Source organism: Fodinicurvata sp. EGI_FJ10296, from assembly GCF_040712075.1.
Classification (GTDB): Bacteria; Pseudomonadota; Alphaproteobacteria; order DSM-16000; family Inquilinaceae; genus JBFCVL01.
On sequence record NZ_JBFCVL010000002.1, the window covers coordinates 435772 to 456881 of the forward strand.

Consider the following 21110-nt stretch of genomic DNA (forward strand, 5'->3'; position numbering starts at 1 on the left):
TTTCAATATGTCGCTACCGGTGCGCAAAAATATCGATGTCCTCACCGAACTTCTGGACCTGCAGGGCCGCACAATCATCGATGTCGGCTGCGGCAACGGCGGGCTGGTCCGCCGGCTGGCCCGCGAAGGCGCGGAGGTAACGGGTATCGAATGCGGTCAAGCGGCGCTTGACGCGGCCCGGCAGGAAACACCGATCAGCAACGAACGCTATCTTTACGGCACCGGCCAGGACCTTCCGCTGCCCGACCATTGCGCCGATGCGATCATTTACGCCAACGCGCTCCATCACGTTCCCGTTGCCGACATGACGCGGGCACTTGGCGAAGCAGCGCGGGTCTTGAAGCCCGGTGGCTATCTCTATGTTCAGGAACCGCTGGCCAAGGGACCCTATTTCGAACTGATGCGTCCGGTGGACGACGAAACGGAGATCAGGGCAGCCGCGCAGGAACATCTCGCCAAAGCCGGGGATATGGGCCTGACCCCGCGCACCACCGTGCACTACCGGATCGTGCAGAAATTCGACAGCGTCGAAGACTTTGCCGCCGAGATGGCCCGGGTCGATCCCGATCGGCTGGCCGTAGTCAGGTCGATGCAGGATGAATTGGAGCGGCGCTTCACGACCCTCGGCACGCCGTCCGACGGCAGGGTCGCGTTTGATCAGCCAATGAAGGTCGATCTCTTCCAGGTGGCCTGATGGGGCCGGCCGAACAGGACGCGGGCCGCCTCAGGCGGCGCCGCGCTTCTGCGCCTCCGGAGCCGCGCAGCCGAGATTCTTCGTCATCCGCAGCCGGTTGACGCCGAGCCGCCGGTTGTACGCCACGCCATCCATACAGGCGCCGATCGTCGGCAGGCCTGCGCCGACCTCGGGTGCCGGATCGGACGGGTCCCAATTGCGGCAACCGCGCATGGACGCGATGACGGCGGGCGGAATCGGCGGCCCGCTGTCGAAGACATCGATCATGAGCCCGGCCGGCGTGCAGGCGACGACGATCTTCATCGGCATGTTCGACTGGCCATCATAGCCGTGCTTGATGGCGTTGGCGACAGCCTCGACCACGGCCCGCTCGACCGTCTCCGCCTCATCGGCGGTCGCACCGGCGACGGCCGCCGAGACGTTGACCCGCTCGGCCAGACCGCCCAGCCGCGACAATCGGCTCACCATTCGAAAAACCGTTACGATCCTGTCCATGGCCTGTCCTCTGGGCCCGTGCTCAGCGCGTACCGCCAAGACACATGCGGGATTAAATCGTCGTCCGGCGACAGGAAAACAAGTCCGTTGGTTTCATGACTGCCACGCGGCTCGGAAAATGTCGGCATTGAATCCAATGTTGACCGCTCGGCACACACGAGGATAGCCTTTTTGGATTGAATGGCCGCATAGGCGATCGATGCCCGGCCGAACATGTACCGACACCTTCGACCACCGCGCAACCAGGCGGGTTCGGAGCAAAAACGATCGGAATACGAACAGATGGCAAAATTCTCGGGGGACACGCGTATGAAGGGTTTGCTGGCAGCGACGGCTGCGGGCTTGGCGCTGACCGTTTCGGTGGCGCACGCGCAGGACGACCGGCTCTATATCCTCGGCACCGCGACGACCGGGGGCACCTATTATCCCGTCGGCGTGGCGGTCGGAACGCTCAGTCAGGTGCAACTCAGACCGACGCACGGCTTCTCGCTCAACGCGATCAGCACCGCCGGTTCGGGCGAAAACGTCCGGCTGATGCGCGACAACGAGATCCAGTTCGCGATCGTTCAGGGCATTTTCGGTGCCTGGGCCGTGGGCGGCGAGGAGCAATTCGAGGAACCGCAGGATTATATGCGGTCGATTTCCATGCTGTGGCCGAATGTGGAGCATTTCGTCGTCTATAGCGACCATGCGGAAACCGGCACGATTCCCGATCTGGACAACCTGGAAGGCGAGGCGTTTTCGATCGGCGCCAGGGATTCCGGCACCGAAGGCTCCGGCCGCACCATCCTGGGCAACCTGGGCTATGACGTCGATAACCATTTCGAGGTCGTCTATCAGGGTTATGGGCCAAGTGCGGAATCCATGCAGAACCGCAACATCGAAGGCATGAACATCCCGGGCGGCCCTCCGGTCGCGGGCGTGACGGAAGCATTCGCCAACCTGGGCAACGATATCACGATCCTGGAATTCACCGAAGAACAGCGCGAACAGGCGAACGGGCCATACTCGCTGTGGACGGAATTCGTCATCGAGGCCGGGACCTATCCCAATCTCGACCGCGATATCACCACCATCGCGCAGCCGAATTTTCTTGCCGTCCGCAACGACGTCGCCGAGGAAGACGTATACGAGCTGACCAAGGCCATGTACGAGAACCTCGACTTCCTGCGCGGCATCCATCCGGCAACCGGCACGATGAGCCTCGAAACGGCGATCGGCGGACTGCCAGCTCCGCTTCATCCCGGTGCTCTGCGCTACTACGAGGAGCAGGGCCTGGAGATTCCCGACAATCTGAGGCCATAACGCGTCAACACGCCGGCTCGATGATGAGACCACATTGAGCAGACAGAGCGGCATCCCGATCCTGCACGGAACGGGGTGCCGTTTGTCTTGGTTGTTCGGGGAATCAAATTGGTTCCGCAATGGTTTCCGGCCGGATGCCGGGCGGATTCCCGTTTCCGTCCGGGCCCGGTTCTTCATGGGAAGAGACGCCGATCGTGACCGCCACCGACCAGACTGACCTGCCGCCATCGGACCCGCCGGATCCCGAGGCCGATGGAATGCGCCCGCCGGGGACCTTTGCCCATACCCTGGCAATGTGGCTCGGGGCCGCGATCTCGATACTCCACATCTACCTGAACACACTGGGAACCATGTCCGACCTGTGGTTCGCAGCCCTGCATTTCGGCACACTCGGCTTTCTCTGCGCCCTTCTCTACCCTGTGCGCCGGGCGACGTCGCCATCGGCCCGCAATCTGACGCTCGGGATCGACATCATTCTGGGCGTTCTGGCGCTCAGCACCGCTGCCTATCTGATGTTGATGGAGGAAGCGCTTTACGATCGCGGCATCACCTTCATTGCGACCGACTGGATCTTCTCGGTTCTGGCGGTTCTTCTCGTTCTGGAATTCGTGCGCCGAACGACCGGATGGACGATCCCGATCCTGATTATGCTGGCGATGGGCTATACCGCCGGTCTTGGCATCTATATGCCCGGCGTCTTCCAGTTCCCCGGTCTTTCTGCCGAAATCATCTTCTATCGATCCTATTTCGGATCGGATGGAATGTTCGGCCAGATTGCCCGGATTTCCTATAGCTATGTCTTCATGTTCATCCTGTTCGGTGCCTTTCTGCTGCGATCGGGTGGCGGCGACTTCATGATCAATCTTTCCCGATGCGCGACAGGCCGCCTGATCGGCGGTCCCGGATTCGTTGCCGTTCTGGGATCGTCGCTGATGGGCTCGATCACGGGATCGGCAACGGCCAACGTCGTTTCGACCGGCACCATCACCATCCCGATGATGAAACGTGCAGGATTCCGCCCGAAGACAGCGGCCGGCATCGAGACGGCGGCGTCGACCGGGGGACAGCTCATGCCGCCGATCATGGGCGCAGGCGTCTTCATCATGGCCAGCTATACCCAGATCAGCTACCTCTACATCATCGGTGTCGCGCTTCTGCCGGCCATCCTCTACTTCATGTCCGTCGCGTTCTGGGTCCGCATCGAAGCCATGCGCCTCAGGATCACCGGCGCCGACCTGGACGCACCGTCCCTGGCCCTGGTCATGAGACAGGGCGGCCATACCGTAATCCCGATCACCGTTCTGATCACGCTTCTTGTTCAGGGGTTTACGCCGACCTATGCCGCCGGCTATTCGATCCTGGCCGTTATCGCCGCATCGTGGATTTCACCGAATCATCGCATGGGGCCAAGAGCGATCGTCGAAGCCCTTTCCACCGGCGCCCGCAATGCGACGGCAACGGCGGTACTGTTGATCGGTATCGGCATCGTGGTCAACATGATCGGGACCACGAGCATCGGCAGCACGTTTTCGCTGATGATCAGCGCCTGGTCCGGCGGCAACCTTCTGATCGCGATCATCCTGGTGGCACTGGCGTCGCTGATCCTCGGCATGGGGTTGCCGGTGACCGCGGCCTATATCGTGCTTGCGACCCTTTCGGCACCGGCGCTTTTCGAAATGATCACCCACGGCGACCTGATCGCCGCCTTTGCGGATGGCACGATCAGCCAGCAGGCGCAATCCGTCGCCATGCTCGTGCGGCCCGATCTGGCCGACGCGCTGGGGCAGCCCATGCCCTACGATCAGGCTGCGGCTCTGGTGGCCGAGATTCCGGCGGAAATGCTCAGCCAGGTGCGGCAATCCAGCCTCGATCCGGCCATGCTGACGACCGCCCTGTTATCGGCCCATATGATCATCTATTGGTTGTCGCAGGACAGCAACGTCACGCCGCCGGTGTGCATCACCGCCTTTGCAGCGGCAGCGATCGCAAAGACGCCGGCCATGGCAACCGGCGTGACATCCTGGAAGATCGCCAAGGGCCTCTACTTCATCCCGATCCTGTTTGCTTTTACGCCGTTCCTGGCCGGCGACATACCCGTCGCCCTGGTGATCTTTTTCTGGGGCCTGATCGGGATCTATGCCCTGAGCGGCGCCATCGCCGGGTACCTGGAGGGGCCGGTCAACTGGTTCCTGCGACCCGTTTTGCTGGTCGTCGGCGGCTGTCTGATCGCTCCGCTGGCATGGTCGATCAAGAGCGTCGCCGCTGCCGTGTTCATTGCCATCTTCATATACAGCCGCATCCTCTGGAACCGCGAGACAGCGGAACTGGAGGCCGAAGGCAAGGACGCGCTGACCGCGTTCTGACGCCGCTTTGCCCATTCGCCACCACGCCCTGCTTCGATCGCCCTGCTTCTATCGATCCGAAGCGGGCAAGGGCCGGGCAAAATACCAGAGACACAGCGCAACGGTTGCCGCCAGGAAACCGAATACGAGGCGATAGCCCATTTCATCGACACGTCCGTCAGGCCCGGCGAAAGCCTGGACAATGCCGCCCGTCACCAACTGGATGATGGTCGTACCGCCCATGATCGAGAGGTTGATCAGCGTCATGCCGCGGCCTGCGGAATTTTCCGGAAACAGCGTCCGGGCCTGCGCCAGCAAAGCGCCGTTATAGGTTCCGATCAGCCCCATCCCGCCCAGTATCATGGCGATACCCCAGATCGGCGGCGTCGGAACAAACGCCAGCACGAGCAGAAATCCGACCATTCCGCCGGCCCCGATCGTCACCAACCGGCGCCGATCGGGAATGAACCGCTCCATCATCCCGTAGACCAGCGGTCCGAGAATGGTCGCAAGGGCCATTACCAGAAGAACACGCCCGATCTCGATCGTCTCCAGGCCGTGAACATGGTTCAGATAGGGAGCGCCCCACAGGCCGAGAATGCTGATCAGCGCACCGTAGGAAACGAATCCGATGACAAAGACCCGGCGTACGCGCATGTCTGCCAGCAGCCCCGGCAATCCCCGGATCAGCGACCAGATCGACGGCCGCTCGGGTTGGGACTTTGGACGCGTCCGTTCATCGGCCTGGCCGCCGGGCGGATGATCGCTGACGGCCGCGACAACAACCGCGATGAGACCTACGGTCAGGACCGCGAGCACGACAAAGGTCGAGCGCCATCCGATCGTCGCCGCCGACCATGCCATAGGCGCCGTCGCCAGCAGCGAACCGGAATTGCCGACGGACAGCAATATACCGACAACGAGACCGAGGCGCGCCGGCGGGAACCATCTGGAACACAGGATCATCGACCCCATGAGCAGACAGGAACAGCCGACAGCCATCAGTCCACGGGCAAAGGAGAGGCTGACGACGCCCGATCCGGCCGCAAAAGCCAGACAGCCGAGCGATGCCACACCCAGCAAGCCGGTAATCGCCTTCTTCGGACCATAGCGATCCAGGATCAGGCCGGCCGGAATCTGGAAGACGGTGAAGACGAGAAAAAACGCCGCCGTCAGCAATCCAAGCGCGCCCGGCGACAACCCCAGTTCGTCCATGATTGCCGGGCCGATCGCAGCCGTCGTCGATCTGATGAACTGCGTATAGAGAATCAGCAGGCACAGAACCGCCAGCAGAACGGCTCCCCTTCGCCCCGACTCGGACCTGAACCATTCGCCGTTTTTCAATATTCGAGATCCATGCGTACGAGCGTATCGGGAGTCTCGCCGCGGAGGATCGCCCGGATGCTGTCGAGAATGCGCGGCGCCCCGGCGCCGGACAGGTGTCCGCTTTCGAGCAGAGCGCGCAGATCGCTCTCGACCAGATGCTCACTGCGTCCGGCATTGATCGCCGATGCGCCGGGCCTCAGCCGACCCGGATTGCGCCGATTCAGGATGTCCGTCGCATCGGGACCGTGGCGCCGAAGGGCGTCACGCCCGTCGGGCGCATTGTCCCACGGTATATGGACAATAATTTCCATTTTCATCTCACCATCGAGCCGTACCGCATGCGGCCGTATGGTGAGAAGCTCCCATCTCACCGCCCGGCCGAATGACACGAGGCGACACTATACGATGATGGGCTATCGGGAACAGGTTCGTTCGTATTCAGGACGATTGTGTTCCGGGGCGACTACCGCCGCAGCCGCGCCATCCACATTAATGGATGGTCCGCGACCGCGAGCGGTAAGGCCGCTTTCACGGACGCAGTTCCATAACTTCCCGGATACGCTCACGAGAACTCGATGCACTGATATCATCCCGGCGCAGCGCCGCATTGCGATAGTAGGCCAGAATCGCGACCCGGATCGCAGCGGTCAGGGACGATGCCCGCCGATGACGGTCCACTTCGGTGCAGAACTGGTGCGCCGTCATGTTCTCGCGCGTGCAGATATCGTCGAGACACGCCCACATATAGGGTTCCAGGCGGACGCTGGTTCGACGACCGGCGATGGTGACATTCTTGCTGATCAAAGTGCTCGGCATCGTGGTCTCCTTCGTATTCAAGGTTTATGGATGGCTCCACTTCAGGTCACGCCCTGGGCGGGTTTCGGCTCCCCTTTTCTCGCCTTGGACGAGATGAATATATTCGTATTTCAACCTGACGTCAAAGGTCAAGGATAAAATACGCGCCAAAAGTGTATCTGATGTTAAAGAAAGAGCCTGGCTTGCTGAGGTATGCAAAGCTCGGTCCGAGACCTTGAGAATGGCGGGCGCGTCCGCCACGAACTGGAACGAATTGGCTGGCGTCGACATAATAGTTGGTCAATCGCGCAATAATCATGCGCTGATGATCGCCGTCACACCAGCCATTCGAACGAAGGAACAGCCGGGAGCACCGGCTATCCGGCGTCGAGTTCCGATGGCGCCCGCGCGGTGATCGACAGCGCATGAACCCGATCGGCCAATTCTTCAGCCAACGCCCCGTATACCAGGCGTTGCCGCTCGACTCTCGATTTCCCTTCGAACACTTCCGCCACCACGATCAGCTTGAAATGACTTTGCCCGCGGCCGTCGTGGCCGGCGTGCCCGATATGGCGGTCACTTTCGTCCAGCAGTTCGAGTTGCACGGGATGAAGCGCATTGGTCACCTTGGCGCGGATACGGCTGGCGACGTCGTCGTGGTTCTGTGACATGCCGGACTCCTGTTTGGGCAAAGAGGGCGCTGACATGAAATGGTCCCTCGGTCGCCGTGGTTACAGGCTTGCCACACCAACGTCGACCCCCCCATTTCACCAACACCCGACCGGCGAGGCGAATTCGACCGTTCCGTATGGTGAAATCGCTTACAAAATGCGAGACAGGGATTGTAGGCAGTGATACGCTAATCCCTACAAATGGAGAATAATAGGTCCACAATATGGACCCAGTCGCCACTATGTCCTTTGGTCTGGCTATTCGGGGTCGGAACTGGACAAGCCCGTATAGGGACCGGCGGAGGAAGGGGAGGAACGCTTGAACTCTAAAATAATGGAAATGTTCGACCTGTCCGGTAAGGTTGCCGTGGTGACTGGCGGCAGCCGCGGCCTGGGGCTTCAGATGGGCACCGCCCTCGGACGTGCCGGAGCGCGCGTGATCCTGGTAAGCCGCAATGCCGATGCCTGCATCGCAGCCGCCGGGGAACTGGCAGCAGAAGGCATCGAAGCCCATGGCGAAGCCGTCGATATCTGCCATCAGGCAGAGGTTCAGTCCTTTGCCGACGATGTCGTCAAGCGCTATGGCAGCGCTGACATCCTGATCAATTCCGCCGGCGTCCAGCATCGATCGCCAACGGTCGATTTTCCTGAAGATAAATGGCGTTTCGTGCTCGACGTCAATCTGACCGGTCCGTTCTTCGCCTGTCAGGCCTTCGGCCGGCACATGATCGCCCAGGGCGGCGGCAAGATCGTCAATGTCGGCTCGCTGACCAGCCATATCGGCCTGCCCGGCCGGGTCGCCTACGCTGCCAGCAAGGGCGGCGTCTTGCTGTTGACCCGCACACTGGCCGTGGAATGGGCCAAACACGGCGTCAATGTAAACGCCATCGGCCCGGGCTATTTCCGGACCGAAATGAACACCGCGCTGTTCGACAATGAAGAGTGGGTGACGAACGTGATGCGCTACATCCCGATGAAGCGCGAAGGTCTGCCACCCGATCTGGAGGGAACGGCGCTATACCTTTGCACCCGGGCCTCGGACTATATGACCGGACAGATCCTTTATGTCGACGGCGGTTTTCTTGCCGGGGCAGAGGTCTGACCCGCCGGTTCGTATTTGATGTGCCGGCTAATAAAAACAATAAATCTATGAACTGAATGAGTGCCCGATAAAAGGCACTTGGACATAATATCAAGGGAGGACGAAATGCGTAAGTCTAGCCTTCTCGCCACAACTGCGAGTATTCTGTTCCTGTCGGCCGGCAGCGTCCACGCCGACGAAACATTTCGCCTGACGATGGGCATGTCGGAAGCACCCGATTCGCCTTCCCATATGGCGGCCGAGCGAATAAGCGAACTTGCCGCCGAGCGCAGCGATGGGCGGCTTCAGATCGACGTCCATCCCGGGGGTGCGCTTGGTTCCGTGTCGTCCATGATCGAAGGCACCACGACAGGCTCGATCGATCTCTATTGGGGCGGCATTTCCTGGTACGAGAATTTCAATCCCGATTTCAAGATCTTCTCGATCGGCTGGGGATTCCAGAACGAAGACCACATGCTTCGGTTCATGGACACCGATCGCTTCGAGGAAATGAAGGAAAACCTGCGGGAAACACGCAATCTCCGGATGATCTCTCATCACGGTTTGCGCTCACCACGGCGATTGATCTGCACCGTGCCTGTCGAAAGCCCCGACGATCTGGATGGCGTGCGGGTGCGCGTTCCCGACCAGCCGATCTATCTGCAGACATGGGAAGCGGTCGGCGCCGATCCGGTTCGGATCGACTATGGCGAAGCCTATCTCGCCTTGCAGCAGGGAATCGCCGACTGTGTCGAGAACCCGATCGAGGGTCTCTATGCGATGTCCTTCTACGAGCAGACCGACTACCTCATGTATACCGACCATCTGCTCAACCCTTATACGGTCGTGGTGAACGAACAGACATTCCAGGAACTCGGCGAAGAACTGCAGGAAATCCTGATTCAAGCCGCACTGGAGGGGAGCGAATACTACGTCAGCATCCGCGACGAAGAAGAAGCCACCGCCCTGTCCCAAATGGAAGAAGCGGGAATCGAGGTGATCCGTCCGGACCTGCAGCCATTCGCCGAACGCAGCCGGGAATTGGCCCGCGAACTTGAGGCCGATGGCGAGTGGACCGAAGGGCTGTTCGACTACGTCTTCGATCTGGCCTCCGAAAGCTAGGAGTCATCCGGCAGACGACCGGCCCCGCCGCTCCGGAACGACGCTTCTTTCGTCGGCCGGAGCGGTCGCCGGCTTCAGGTCGGCCGGGAGCCAATCGGGCACCGGAGCCAATACGTGTGGCATGAAACGTCGGAGTCGGAATCGTGAACGATCGAGCCATCGTCGGTGCAATCGATTTCTTTCTGCGCCCGCTGCAGACCGTCGGCCAATTGATACAGAAGGTCGAAGTCGCGGTGATCAGCCTCGCCGCCGGACTCTTGGTTGTGGCGACCGGCTGGGGTGTATTCTCGCGCTATATCCTCGACCAGCCACTTCCGTGGCCACCGGAATTCGGCGTCTATATCTATGTCTGGATGTCTTATATCGGCGCCGCTGTCGTCCTCAGACGCCGCAAACATATCTCGATCTCGTTCTTTGTCGACGCCATGCCGTTCGTCGCGCGAACGCTGGTCAATATCGTCGTGCATCTCCTGGGGCTCTTCTTCTTCGTCATTGTGATCCAGTATTCGTGGCGAATCATGGGGCCCCAGCTGACTCTGGAATTCGGCGCCGCGCTTCGATGGCCCAAGGCGTATCTGACGGCAAGCCTGTTCCTGGCCGCCTGTTCGATGGCGCTTTCGTCGGTACAGATCATTCTGGAAGATTTTCGATCGATCCTGCGTCCGCCAGCCGACCCTGACGCGCTCGAACCAGAAGCGGTGGTCAAGGGGCTGTAGAACGGTTGCTCCTCTCGAAAACATGCGCCCATGGCGGCTGCCCGGCAGGTTCGACCGCACTGCCCGCCGGCTGACCGGTATGAACCGCGCGGCAATCCGAAGGCAAATTAAATGGATCTGGCGTTACTGATCGGAAGCCTGCTGGTCTTCATCGCGCTGAAGATGCCCATCGGTCTGGCATTGGCCGTTTCGTCGACGCTCTATCTGGTCTTCAGCGAGCGGGCCTTTTCGCTCACGATCATCCCGGAAAGAATGATCGACGGCCTGGACAGCTATCCGTTTCTGGCGGTGCCGTTCTTCATCATGGCCGCACGGTTCATGAACTCCGCCGGCATCACCCACCGGATCTTCGAATTCGCGCTCAGCCTTGTCGGCCACATCAAGGGCGGCCTCGGGCACGTCAACATCGTGGCGAGCATGATCTTTTCCGGCATGTCGGGCGCGGCCGTCGCCGACACCGCCGGGCTCGGCCTGATCGAAATTCGCGCCATGATCAGGGAAGGCTATTCCCGTGCCATGTCGGCGGCAATCACGGCGGCCTCGGCGATTATCGGGCCGATCATTCCGCCCAGCATCACGCTCGTCATCTATGGCGTTCTGGCCGAGGTGTCGGTCGGCCGCCTGTTCCTGGCCGGCGTCCTGCCAGGCATCGTCATGGGCTTCTCGCTGATGTGCATGGTGTACTTCCTGGCCGCATCCGGGCGGGAAGTCATGCCGACACGGCCACGGCAAAGCCTTTGCGAGATATGGGTATCGTTCAAGAAGGCATTCTTCACGCTGTTGGCGCCGATCATTCTGCTGGGCGGTATCGCCGGCGGCGTCGTGACACCGACCGAGGCCGGCGTCATCGCGGTCATCTACGCCATTATTCTCGGCATCTTCTATCGCGAGATCATCTTCCGACATCTGCCCGGCATATTGGGGGAGACCGCCGAGCAAACAGCCGCCGTCATGTTCCTTTTGGCCGGCGCGACCATATTCGGCTGGATCCTGACAGTAGAGCGCGTGCCGATGACGGTCACCGTTTTCATGCTCGGCCTGACCGACAACCCTCACCTCATCCTGCTGCTGATCAATATTCTGCTGCTCGGTCTGGGAATGTTCCTGAATTCGTCGACCATCCTCGTCCTGACCATCCCTGTGTTCAACCCGATGATCATGGCACTGGGGATCGATCCGGTGCATTTCGGAATCATCATGACCTTGAACGTGATGATCGGCATGCTGACGCCGCCACTGGGAGTCTGCCTCTATATTGCCGCCGACATTGCGGAGGCGCCATTCGAGAAGGTTTTCAAGGCAGTCATACCGTTCTACATACCACTGATCATCTGTCTATTACTGGTCACCTATTTCCCCGGCTGGGTTCTGTTCCTGCCGAACCTTTTCCTTAACTAAAACGATCTCGGGAGACTATGCAATGGCACAGGAACGGCTCAATCTCGGCATCATCGGAACGGGCCGGATCGGACGGGCGCATCTTGCCGCCGCGGCCGATCTGAAGGACAAGATCCGGGTGGTTGCAGCGACCAACCGCCGCCGCGAAAAGGCGGAATCAGCGCGCGGAATTGTGCCCATCGACCGAATTCACGAGGACACGACCAGCCTGCTGGCCGACCCCGACGTGGATGCCGTGATCATCTGCCTGCCCTTTGTCCTCCATCACCAGACGACTCTGGCAGCTCTCCGGGCGGGCAAACACGTCATGGTCGAAAAGCCGATGGCGTCTAATGCCGACGAAGCTGCCGACATGGTCGCTGGCGCCAGGTCGGCCGGAAAGACGGTCATGGTCGGCCAAAGCCGCCGCTTCAGCGATGCCGCCCGAATGGCCCACGACTTGCGCCCGCGTATCGGGAACATTTTCCGGATGGTGACCAACTTCATGGTGCGCTTTGCCCAGCCGCCGACCGACTGGTGGAGCGACACCGGTGAACTGATCATGCCGCTTCAGGGCAGCCACTACATTGACTTCGCCCTGTGGTTCAAGGAAGAGATCCCACACTCCGTCTTCTCGCGGACACGGCGGTTCAATCCCGTCTTTGGCGCGTCGGACGAAGGCGATATCCTGATGGAGTTCTCCGGCGCCGCGTCGGCGGCAGTGCATCTGTCGCTGTCGACGAATCCTCATATTCACGAAACCGTGGTCATCGGCACCGACGGAGTGATGAAAATCGCCGAATACGCAACGGGCGTCCCATTCGGAATCGGAACCCGGCTATGGCTGAACGACGAACTCATCCATTCCGGCGACCAGAATCCCGGCCTCTATACGGTCCAGCTTGCGGAATTCGTCGACGCCCTGCAGCAGGGCCGCACGCCGATCGCCGACGCGGCCTCGGTGCTGCCGGTCATGGACGTGCTCCAGGCGGCCCGCCACTCGCAAGAGTCCGGCCGCATGGAGCCCGTGCATCAGCGGAGCTGAGCCCGACCTCACTCGCGACTTGAAGGCAACGCTCAAGCACTCTCGATCTGCTGGAGTTCTTCTTCCATCTGTGCGAGTTCCTTGCCGCCCGCCATCATGTCGGTCAGTTCCTCGCGCGTGATTTCGCCACGTCTGTGGGTTCCCATGCTGCGGCCGCGATTCAGCAGGGTGAACCGGTCGCCGACCGCGAAAGCGTGATGAACGTTGTGGCTGATGAAAATGACGCCGAGTCCGCGCTTGCGCGCCTGGGCCACGTAGCGCAGCACCATCGACGCCTGACTGACCCCCAGTGCCGAGGTCGGCTCGTCCAGAATCAGCACCTTGGCTCCGAAATAGACGGCGCGCGCAATGGCCACGCATTGGCGCTCACCACCCGATAGCGTCCCCACGGGCTGTTGCGGCTCCCGCACTTCAATGCCGATCTTGTGCATTTCCTCGCTGGCAACACGGTCGGCAAAGCCCCAGTCGATGCGACGGAAAGGCCCCCATCCGACCGTTGGCTCCCGGCCCATGAAGAAATTCCGCGTGATGCTCATCAACGGTATCATCGCCAGATCCTGGAACACGGTGGCGATGCCGTGGTCCAGGGCATCGCGCGGCGACTGAAACCGCGTCGGCTTGCCCTCAAGACGCAACTCGCCGGTCGTCGGCTCGTGGACGCCGGCGAAAACCTTGATCAGGGTCGATTTCCCGGCGCCGTTGTCACCCAGCAGGCAGTGCACCTCGCCGGCATCCAGTTTCATCGAAACATCCTTGAGCGCGGTGACAGACCCGAAGCTCTTGGACAAGCCGGCAACTTCCAGCAATGGCGTTTCGGAATTCATCACCGCCCCTCCAATGCCTTGCGCCGGATGTAACTGTTGGACATCACGGCGGCCAGAAGCATGCCGCCAAGGACGACCAGGAACCAGTCGGTCGGGATGCCGGTATAGAAAATGCCGCGCTGGGTAATGCCGAAGATCAGTGCGCCGAGCATCGCCCCGACCGCCGATCCGTAGCCCCCGGTCAGCAGACAGCCGCCGATGACCGCCGCGGCGATCGCTTCGAGTTCGCGCAGCAGACCGCGCTGGGTATCGGCCGAACCCGCGTCCAGAACGGTGATCACGGCCGCCAGGGTCGCACCGGCCGCTGTCAGCATGAACAGAACGATTTTCACGAAATCGACGGGAACGCCGACATTGCGGGCCGCGTTCTTGTCGCCGCCGGCCGCGAATATCCAGTTGCCGAACCGGGTAAACAGCAGCACATAGGTCGCCAAACCGCCAAGGATCAGGAACCAGACGACTGAAAGCGGAAGGCCGAGCAGCGTCCCGTGGAATAGCGGCACCAGCGGGTCGCCCGCCATCAGGTCGCGTACGCCGCCGACCTGGGTGCGCCCGGTTATGTGACGCGTTAGTCCCACGGTCAGGCCGCGGAGAATGAACAGGCCGCCGAGCGTGACGATAAACGACGGCAGTCCCGTCCAGATGACGATGTAGCCGTTGATGAAGCCGATGCCGAGTGCGATGACGAAGGCGGCCAGGATCGCCAGCCACAGGGGAAATTCCATCGACACCGCGACGATCGCCACGGTCATACCCGTAAAGGCGATCATCGATCCGACGGTAAGGTCGAATTCCCCGCCGATCATCAGCAGCGCGACCGGCACCGCGACAATGCCGAGAAGGGCGGCGGCGTTCAGGAAATTGACGATGCCCCGGGGCGAGAACATGCCGCTGTCGCCGGCGACGACCAGGAACACGATCAGGACGATGATGGCGCCGGCAACAGCGCCCAGTTCCGGACGGTTAAGCAATCGCCGAACCAGAGACCGACGCGCCAGGCGGTCGTCCCGGCCCTGCTCGGGCGCGTCGTCGGCCCCCTTGGCCCTCTCGGTCATGATCCTTCCTCCCTGATGTAACGCATATCCGACATTCGCGGACTGCCGGTCACGCATATGCCAAAGGCGAGGTCGGCGCCGCTGTTGCGGTTCGCCGGCCTCACGAAGTCAAGGGTCAGCGATAGCCCTCGGCAGACCAGTCGATGACGTCGGCTGCGTTCTCCTGGGTGACGAAGCCGGGGCCGGTCCGCACGATCCCTGCCGGCATCACGCCGTATTTGTTGTATTCCTTGAGCAGGACGATCGGCAGATAGCCTTGCAGATACTGCTGCTGATCGATGGCGAACGCCATCTCGCCGCTTTCCACCGCTTCCAGGATTTCCGGCGACAGATCGAAGCTGCCGACGACCATGTCGCCGATCACGCCTTCCTGACGCAGCGCGTCCAGGCTGGGATGCATGCCGACCGGGCCGACAGCCAGCAAGCCTTCGACATCGGGATTGCGCGTGATATGGGCGACGACGGAATCCCGGACATCGGTCGGGTCGGGATCGACGGACAGCACTTCGACAGTCGCGTCCTCGCCCAAGCCTTCCTGGAACCCTTCGCAACGCTGATCGAGCGCGACATTGCCGACCTCGTGGTTGATGCAGATGGCGTTCGTCACGCCCTGCTCCGCCATTCGCTCGCCACCGCCAACACCGGCTTCGTATTCGGTTTGCCCGACATGGGCCAGAATGCCGAAATCGGCATAGACGTCGGCACCTGTGTTCATTGAAATCACGGGAATGCCGGCGGCCAGCGCCTCTTCGATCGCGCCGCCCAGGGCGTCGGCGTCGGGAATCGTCACGACGATGCCGTCGGGATCGGCGGCAATCGCGGCATCCAGCAGCTGCTGCATCTCGACCATGTCGAACCGTTCCGGCGCCCGATAGGTCACGTCGACGTCCATTTCCGCGGCAGCTTCGTTCACGCCGTTGATGACCACCGACCAGAAGGGATCGGCCGCCGCGCCGTGCGAGACGACGATGAATTCCATGCGGTCTGCCTCGTCCGCCTGGGCAACGCCCGGGGCGTGTCCGGCAACGGCCAGCACGGCCGCAGCCGCCGTCAGCCCTGCAAATCGTATTGTCGAGCGCATCGTACCCTCCCATAATTGTCTAAGGCCCCGTTTGGGGTCGCGTTGAACGGCACGAGCGAATTGTGCCGCCGGTAGAATACACATTCCATAATTTCGTTCAAAGGCAGATTTGACCTGCCGGAATACCCGGCATGCGACATTAAAGGGGAGGATCACAATGGTCGTCGATCTCGCGGGTCAGCGCGTTCTCATCACGGGCGGCAGTTCAGGCATCGGCGCGGCGGTCGCGCGGCTGCTGGGCTGTCACGGCATGCATGTGGCCATACACTATAATACCGGGGCGGATGCGGCGAACACGATTGCCGGGGAGATCCGCGCTTCCGGCGGCGAGGCTGTCACGCTGGGTGCGGATATGCGGCGATCGGCAGAGGCGGCGACCGCCGTGGACGAGGCTGCGGCGGCGCTGGGCGGACTGGATCTGCTGATCAACAATGCCGGCAGTCTGGTCGGGCGGATTCCGGTAGCCGACATAACCGATGAAATGCTGGACGACTTGATCGACACCAACATCCGTGGCGTCGTGGCCTGCACCCGCGCCGCGATCCCCCATCTGCGCAAATCCGCAAACGGCGCGATCATCAATACCTCGTCCGTCGCCGCCCGGAATGGGGGTGGTCCGGGCTCCGTCATCTATGCGTCGACCAAGGGCTTCGTCTCGACCATGACGCGCGGCCTGGCCAAGGAACTGGCACCCGACGGCATCAGGGTGAATGCCGTCGCCCCGGGCGTCATCCAGACCCCCTTGCACGACCGCTTCACATCGCCTGAGCAACTCGGCGTGATCGCCGCGTCGATTCCCATGGGGCGCCTTGGTACGGCCGAAGAATGCGCCGGCGCGTTCCTGTGGCTGGCATCCCCGGCACTCAGCAGCTATGTCACCGGGCAGATCATCGAGGTGAACGGCGGCCAGGTGATGCCGTAATGCGTGCGCAAGGGCCGCACGAATTCCGCTGCTTCGAGCCGGTTGCGACGGCTTGCAACAACCCCGGCCCGTGACCATACTGGCGCCTATGGAAACGCGGAAACCCAAATGGAAGGAACGGGCGGCCTATTTCGAGCCTTCGGCCGCCCCACCGGAAAGACCATGCGATCACCCTGGCTGCGAGGCCGAGGGGCAGCATCGGGCACCCAAATCGCGGGAACGCTTGTCCGACTTCCATTGGTTCTGCATCGACCATGTCCGCGAATACAACGCCCGCTGGGATTTCTGTGACGGCATGGACGAGGCGGAAATCGACGCCGCCTGGTACCGCGACGTAACCTGGAACAGGCCGAGCTGGCCGTTCGGAACAGCGGGCCTGGGTGCCGGAGGCGACGCAAGGGGTTGGGCCGGCCGCGACTGGTACGACCGGGAACAGGATCTGCGAGCAGCCTTTGCCGACGCCTTCGATAAACGCGGCGATCCTGGCGGCAGAAGCGGCGACGCGCGCCGCCGCCGCGCCTGGGAGGAGGCAGGCCGACAGTATCGTGAGGCCGGTGCGGCCACTCAGGCGGAGGAACACGCGCTTGCGGTGCTCGATCTTCATTACCCGGTCGATTTTGCCACCGTCAAAGCCCGGTACAAGACCCTGGTCAAGGAGCATCACCCGGACCGCCATGGCGGCTCACGCAAAGCCGAAGAAAAACTCAAGGCCATCAATCTGGCGTATAGTACGTTGAAGGCGGCGATGGCCCGTTAACACTCAGCATTCGTCACTGCCGATGTGCGCAGCCGGCCGATTGGCCGTGCATAGCTGGCAATCGAACCTTGGTTTGTCCCCTTGCCGAGCCACATAATGCCTATAGCACGGCACATGTATGGCACCGCTGGCCGGCCGCCCCTTTGCCCGGGCGATCACGGTATTCAATAGAAGAGAGGTTGTTATTCGATGAGCGCGTTACCTGAAGGAAAGCCGGACACAAAAATATCCGTGCGCGAAGCTTTCGGCCTGGATAGCAACATGAAGGTTCCGGCCTTCAGCCAGGGCAGCGATTATGTCCCCGATCTGGACCCGACGTATCAGTTCGACCATGAAACGACGGTCGCCATTCTGGCCGGCTTCGCCTTCAACCGGCGGGTTCTTATCCAGGGTTATCACGGGACCGGCAAATCCACCCATATCGAGCAGGTTGCGGCCCGTCTCAACTGGCCGTGCGTCCGGGTCAATCTGGACAGCCATATCAGCCGAATCGACCTGATCGGCAAGGACGCCATCGTCCTGCGCGACGGCAAGCAGGTAACCGAATATCGCGAGGGTATTCTGCCCTGGGCATTGCAGAACCCCTGCGCCCTCGTCTTCGACGAATACGACGCGGGTCGGCCGGATGTCATGTTCGTCATCCAGAGAATTCTGGAGGCCGAAGGGAAGATGACCCTGCTCGATCAGAACAAGGTGATCCGTCCCGACCCGTCGTTCCGGCTGTTCGCGACCGCCAATACGGTCGGACTGGGCGATACGACCGGTCTGTACCACGGAACCCAGCAGATCAACCAGGGCCAGATGGACCGCTGGAACATCGTGGCGACGCTCAACTATCTCGATGCCAAGCACGAGGCCAAGATCGTTCTGGCAAAGCTCGACGGCTACGATACGCCCGAGGGCCGCGAAATCGTGTCGTCCATGGTCCGCGTCGCCGACCTGACCCGCAACGCGTTCATTGCCGGGGACATCTCGACGGTCATGTCACCGCGAACAGTGATCACCTGGGCGGAGAATGCGGAAATCTTCGGCGGCGATGTCGGTTTCGCGTTCAGAACCAGCTTCCTCAACAAATGCGACGAAACCGAACGGCCAATCATCGCTGAGTTTTACCAGCGTGCCTTTGACAAGGAACTCCCCGAAACGGCCATACCGGCACTTGCCGGCTGATCAGGCCCGCCTTCAGCGCTTCCCGCAGCGCCCGCGCTTCCGGTAGCAGACCGGCCGCGCAGGCGCCGGGTCGCGTGGTGGGAGGAGCCAAGGCCGCTCCCAGGCACGATTGACGCAGACAGGGACTTTAACCGGATGTCCAAAAAGGAAAATCCAACCGAGATATTCAAGAAGGCGACGGCCGCTACGGTCAAAGCCCTTGGCCGGACGTCGGATCTGAGCTTTCAGTTCAGCAACGACCCGGCCGGAGTGTCCGGTACCAAGATCCGGCTGCCACAGCCCTCGCGCCTGCTGAACGCCGAAGAAGCGGCGCGGATAAGGGGAGCCGCCGACGCCATCGCGCTGCGCCTGCGCCACCATGATCGCAAGGTCCACGCCGCCACCCAGCCCGAGGGCGAGACCGCGCGCGAAGCCTTCGAGGCCCTGGAACAGGCGCGCTGCGAAGCCGTGGGCAGCGCGCATATGTCGGGCATCCAGGCCAATCTCGCGGCCGCGCTGGACGACCGGTATCGGCGTCAGGGCCTCGACAAGGCCACCGAGCAGGCGCAGGTGCCGATTTCCGAGGCGGTGCGTATGCTCGCGCGCGAAGCCATCACCGGCCAGGAGCCGCCGGTTGCGGCGCGCGCGGCCGTCGATCTGTGGCGGCCCTTCGTTGAGGAGAAGCTCGGCAATCGCATGCGCGATCTCTGCGGCATGATCGAAGATCAGGCCGGCTACGCCAATTGCGCGCGGGCATTGCTATCCGATCTCGACCTTGAACTGGGCAACGAGATCGAGTCCTCCGAAGACGACGAGCGGAACGACGACGACGAGAATCAGCAGGACGATCAGATCGATCAGGGTTCGCGCGAAGGCGAGGAAAGCTCCGCCGAAGACCAGAATCAGGAGGGCGACCCCGAGGGGTCCGAGGAAGAACAGGATCAGCAAGGGCTGGACGAAGGCGACAGCGACGGCGACGATCAGACAGCCGTTCGCGAGAGCGAGGCGCCCGGCGAGCCCCTGGCGCAGGATCGCGACCGCATCAACGACCCCAGCCGACAGCCCTACCGGCCGTTTACGACCAAATTCGACGAGGTGGTCGAAGCTGCGGATCTGTGCGATCCCGACGAGATGACGCGGTTGCGCCAGATGCTGGATCAGCAATTGCAGCACCTGCAGGGGGCAATCTCGCGGCTCGCCAACAAGCTTCAGCGCCGACTGATGGCAAAGCAGCAGCGCAACTGGTCCTTTGACCTCGAAGAAGGCCTGCTGGATGCGGCGCGGCTGTCGCGGATCGTCATCAACCCGCTGACGCCACTGTCGTTCAAACAGGAGAAAGACACCGAGTTCCGAGACACGGTGGTTACGCTTCTGATCGACAATTCCGGTTCGATGCGCGGGCGTCCGATCTCGATCGCGGCGATCAGTGCCGATATTCTTGCCCGCACGCTGGAGCGTTGCGGCGTCAAGGTCGAGATTCTGGGCTTTACCACCAAGGCCTGGAAGGGTGGCATGGCGCGCGAAAACTGGATCAAGGCCGGCAAGCCCGTCTATCCGGGGCGGCTGAACGATCTGCGCCACATCGTCTACAAGCCCGCCGACATGCCGTGGCGCCGGGCCCGCAAGAACCTTGGGCTGATGCTGCGCGAAGGCATTCTGAAGGAGAACATCGATGGCGAAGCGCTGTTGTGGGCGCACAGTCGTCTCGCCGCCCGGCCGGAACAGCGCAAGGTCATGATGGTGATCTCCGATGGCGCACCGGTCGACGACAGCACGCTTTCCGTCAATGCGGGCAACTATCTCGAAACCCATCTGAAGTCGGTGATCGAGTGGATCGAACGGTCCAGCCCGGTCGATCTGCTCGCCATCGGTATCGGCCATGACGTCACCCGCTACTATCGTCGCGCGGTGACGATCGTCGATGCGGAACAACTCGGCGGCACCATGGTCGACAAACTGGCCGAACTGTTCGACGAGGAAAGCGGCCCCGGATCGAATCCGGCGCGCAGCACCGCAAGCCGGGAGCGCGCGGACACGCCACCGGCCTATCCCCGGGCTGCAAGCGCTCCGCCGGTTCGGGGCGGATCGGTCAAGGTACGATAAATTCGAGGTTGCCAACGCCAATCGATGTGGTACTGTTCTCGTGTTGAGAATGACTCGCATTTGCGTTTCGGTTTCAACAGTACGACTGCAAGAGTACCGGAACGCCATTGCGTTCCCTCCTCTTCCTGTCGTGTCATCGCCAAAACTCGAAGGCGGCGCAGCCGGATGGCTGCGCCGCCATTTTTCTGTCCAACCGGCCGTGCCGGTCCGGTTTTCCGTGACTTACCTTGACTTTGCCACGTTCTGCTGG

20 protein-coding genes are annotated in these 21110 nt (G+C 61.7%); 12 read left to right on the forward strand and 8 right to left on the reverse strand.

Translation table 11 applies throughout. The annotated features are described in order from the left end of the window. Window positions 1–7 precede the first annotated feature (7 nt). Window positions 8–694, forward strand: a complete 687-nt coding sequence (locus ABZ728_RS05445; protein WP_366654896.1) for a class I SAM-dependent methyltransferase — start codon at window positions 8–10, stop codon at window positions 692–694. Between the two features lie 30 nt (window positions 695–724). Here ABZ728_RS05445 and ABZ728_RS05450 read toward each other — a convergent pair whose 3' ends face one another. Then, entirely contained in the window at window positions 725–1189 is a 465-nt protein-coding gene (locus tag ABZ728_RS05450) for an ATP-binding protein (RefSeq protein ID WP_366654897.1), read from the reverse strand. A gap of 282 nt (window positions 1190–1471) precedes the next feature. Between ABZ728_RS05450 and ABZ728_RS05455 the strand changes: the two genes are divergently transcribed. Beyond that, window positions 1472–2494, forward strand: a complete 1023-nt coding sequence (locus ABZ728_RS05455; RefSeq protein WP_366654898.1) for a TAXI family TRAP transporter solute-binding subunit — start codon at window positions 1472–1474, stop codon at window positions 2492–2494. A 194-nt stretch (window positions 2495–2688) separates the two neighbouring features. Beyond that, window positions 2689–4857 carry a TRAP transporter fused permease subunit gene (locus ABZ728_RS05460; protein WP_366654899.1) on the forward strand — a complete coding sequence of 723 codons (2169 nt, stop codon included), beginning with the start codon at window positions 2689–2691 and terminating at the stop codon, window positions 4855–4857. A gap of 48 nt (window positions 4858–4905) precedes the next feature. Here ABZ728_RS05460 and ABZ728_RS05465 read toward each other — a convergent pair whose 3' ends face one another. From ABZ728_RS05465 to ABZ728_RS05480, 4 genes are all read right to left on the reverse strand, one after another. Beyond that, the gene (locus ABZ728_RS05465) at window positions 4906–6180 is read right to left on the reverse strand and encodes an MFS transporter (RefSeq protein WP_366654901.1); all 1275 of its coding nucleotides are present in this window, start codon (window positions 6178–6180) and stop codon (window positions 4906–4908) included. Further along, window positions 6177–6473 (reverse strand): hypothetical protein, encoded by a 297-nt coding sequence (locus ABZ728_RS05470; protein ID WP_366654902.1) that lies wholly within the window; start codon window positions 6471–6473, stop codon window positions 6177–6179. Before ABZ728_RS05470 ends, ABZ728_RS05465 begins: the two co-directional genes overlap by 4 nt. A 217-nt stretch (window positions 6474–6690) precedes the next feature. Continuing rightward, on the reverse strand, window positions 6691–6978 hold the full coding sequence (locus ABZ728_RS05475; protein WP_366654904.1) for a ribbon-helix-helix domain-containing protein: 288 nt from the start codon (window positions 6976–6978) through the stop codon (window positions 6691–6693). Between the two features lie 356 nt (window positions 6979–7334). After that, a complete protein-coding gene (locus ABZ728_RS05480; protein ID WP_366654905.1) occupies window positions 7335–7628 on the reverse strand; it encodes a BolA family protein in 294 nt (97 codons plus the stop codon). Between the two features lie 319 nt (window positions 7629–7947). On the opposite strand from ABZ728_RS05480, the gene ABZ728_RS05485 reads away from it, so the two are divergent. From ABZ728_RS05485 to ABZ728_RS05505, 5 genes are all read left to right on the forward strand, one after another. Beyond that, window positions 7948–8730, forward strand: a complete 783-nt coding sequence (locus tag ABZ728_RS05485; RefSeq protein WP_366654907.1) for an SDR family oxidoreductase — start codon at window positions 7948–7950, stop codon at window positions 8728–8730. Window positions 8731–8835: 105 nt separating this feature from the next. Next, window positions 8836–9831: a TRAP transporter substrate-binding protein gene (locus ABZ728_RS05490; protein ID WP_366654908.1), complete on the forward strand. Its 996-nt coding sequence runs from the start codon at window positions 8836–8838 to the stop codon at window positions 9829–9831. A 143-nt stretch (window positions 9832–9974) separates the two neighbouring features. Continuing rightward, the gene (locus tag ABZ728_RS05495) at window positions 9975–10547 is read left to right on the forward strand and encodes a TRAP transporter small permease (RefSeq protein ID WP_366654910.1); all 573 of its coding nucleotides are present in this window, start codon (window positions 9975–9977) and stop codon (window positions 10545–10547) included. Window positions 10548–10658: 111 nt separating this feature from the next. Next, window positions 10659–11945 (forward strand): TRAP transporter large permease, encoded by a 1287-nt coding sequence (locus ABZ728_RS05500; RefSeq protein WP_366654911.1) that lies wholly within the window; start codon window positions 10659–10661, stop codon window positions 11943–11945. A 22-nt stretch (window positions 11946–11967) separates the two neighbouring features. Then, complete coding sequence (locus ABZ728_RS05505) at window positions 11968–12969, forward strand: Gfo/Idh/MocA family oxidoreductase (RefSeq protein ID WP_366654913.1); 1002 nt, start codon at window positions 11968–11970, stop codon at window positions 12967–12969. 32 nt (window positions 12970–13001) lie between these two features. Here ABZ728_RS05505 and ABZ728_RS05510 read toward each other — a convergent pair whose 3' ends face one another. The 3 genes from ABZ728_RS05510 to ABZ728_RS05520 form a co-directional block, all read right to left on the reverse strand. Beyond that, window positions 13002–13793 (reverse strand): ATP-binding cassette domain-containing protein, encoded by a 792-nt coding sequence (locus ABZ728_RS05510; RefSeq protein ID WP_366654915.1) that lies wholly within the window; start codon window positions 13791–13793, stop codon window positions 13002–13004. Next, complete coding sequence (locus ABZ728_RS05515; protein ID WP_366654917.1) at window positions 13793–14848, reverse strand: ABC transporter permease; 1056 nt, start codon at window positions 14846–14848, stop codon at window positions 13793–13795. The genes ABZ728_RS05510 and ABZ728_RS05515 overlap by 1 nt, the downstream gene beginning before the upstream one ends. 115 nt (window positions 14849–14963) lie before the next feature. Beyond that, on the reverse strand, window positions 14964–15929 hold the full coding sequence (locus tag ABZ728_RS05520; RefSeq protein WP_366654918.1) for a sugar ABC transporter substrate-binding protein: 966 nt from the start codon (window positions 15927–15929) through the stop codon (window positions 14964–14966). 157 nt (window positions 15930–16086) lie between these two features. Here ABZ728_RS05520 and ABZ728_RS05525 point away from each other — a divergent pair, with 157 nt between their 5' ends. From ABZ728_RS05525 to cobT, 4 genes are all read left to right on the forward strand, one after another. After that, a complete protein-coding gene (locus ABZ728_RS05525) occupies window positions 16087–16851 on the forward strand; it encodes an SDR family oxidoreductase (RefSeq protein WP_366654920.1) in 765 nt (254 codons plus the stop codon). A 223-nt stretch (window positions 16852–17074) separates the two neighbouring features. After that, a complete protein-coding gene (locus ABZ728_RS05530) occupies window positions 17075–17608 on the forward strand; it encodes a J domain-containing protein (protein WP_366654922.1) in 534 nt (177 codons plus the stop codon). 189 nt (window positions 17609–17797) lie between these two features. Continuing rightward, window positions 17798–18778, forward strand: a complete 981-nt coding sequence (gene cobS / locus ABZ728_RS05535; RefSeq protein WP_366654924.1) for a cobaltochelatase subunit CobS — start codon at window positions 17798–17800, stop codon at window positions 18776–18778. Window positions 18779–18913: 135 nt separating this feature from the next. Then, window positions 18914–20860: a cobaltochelatase subunit CobT gene (gene cobT, locus ABZ728_RS05540; RefSeq protein ID WP_366654925.1), complete on the forward strand. Its 1947-nt coding sequence runs from the start codon at window positions 18914–18916 to the stop codon at window positions 20858–20860. The last annotated feature ends 250 nt before the right edge of the window (window positions 20861–21110 follow it).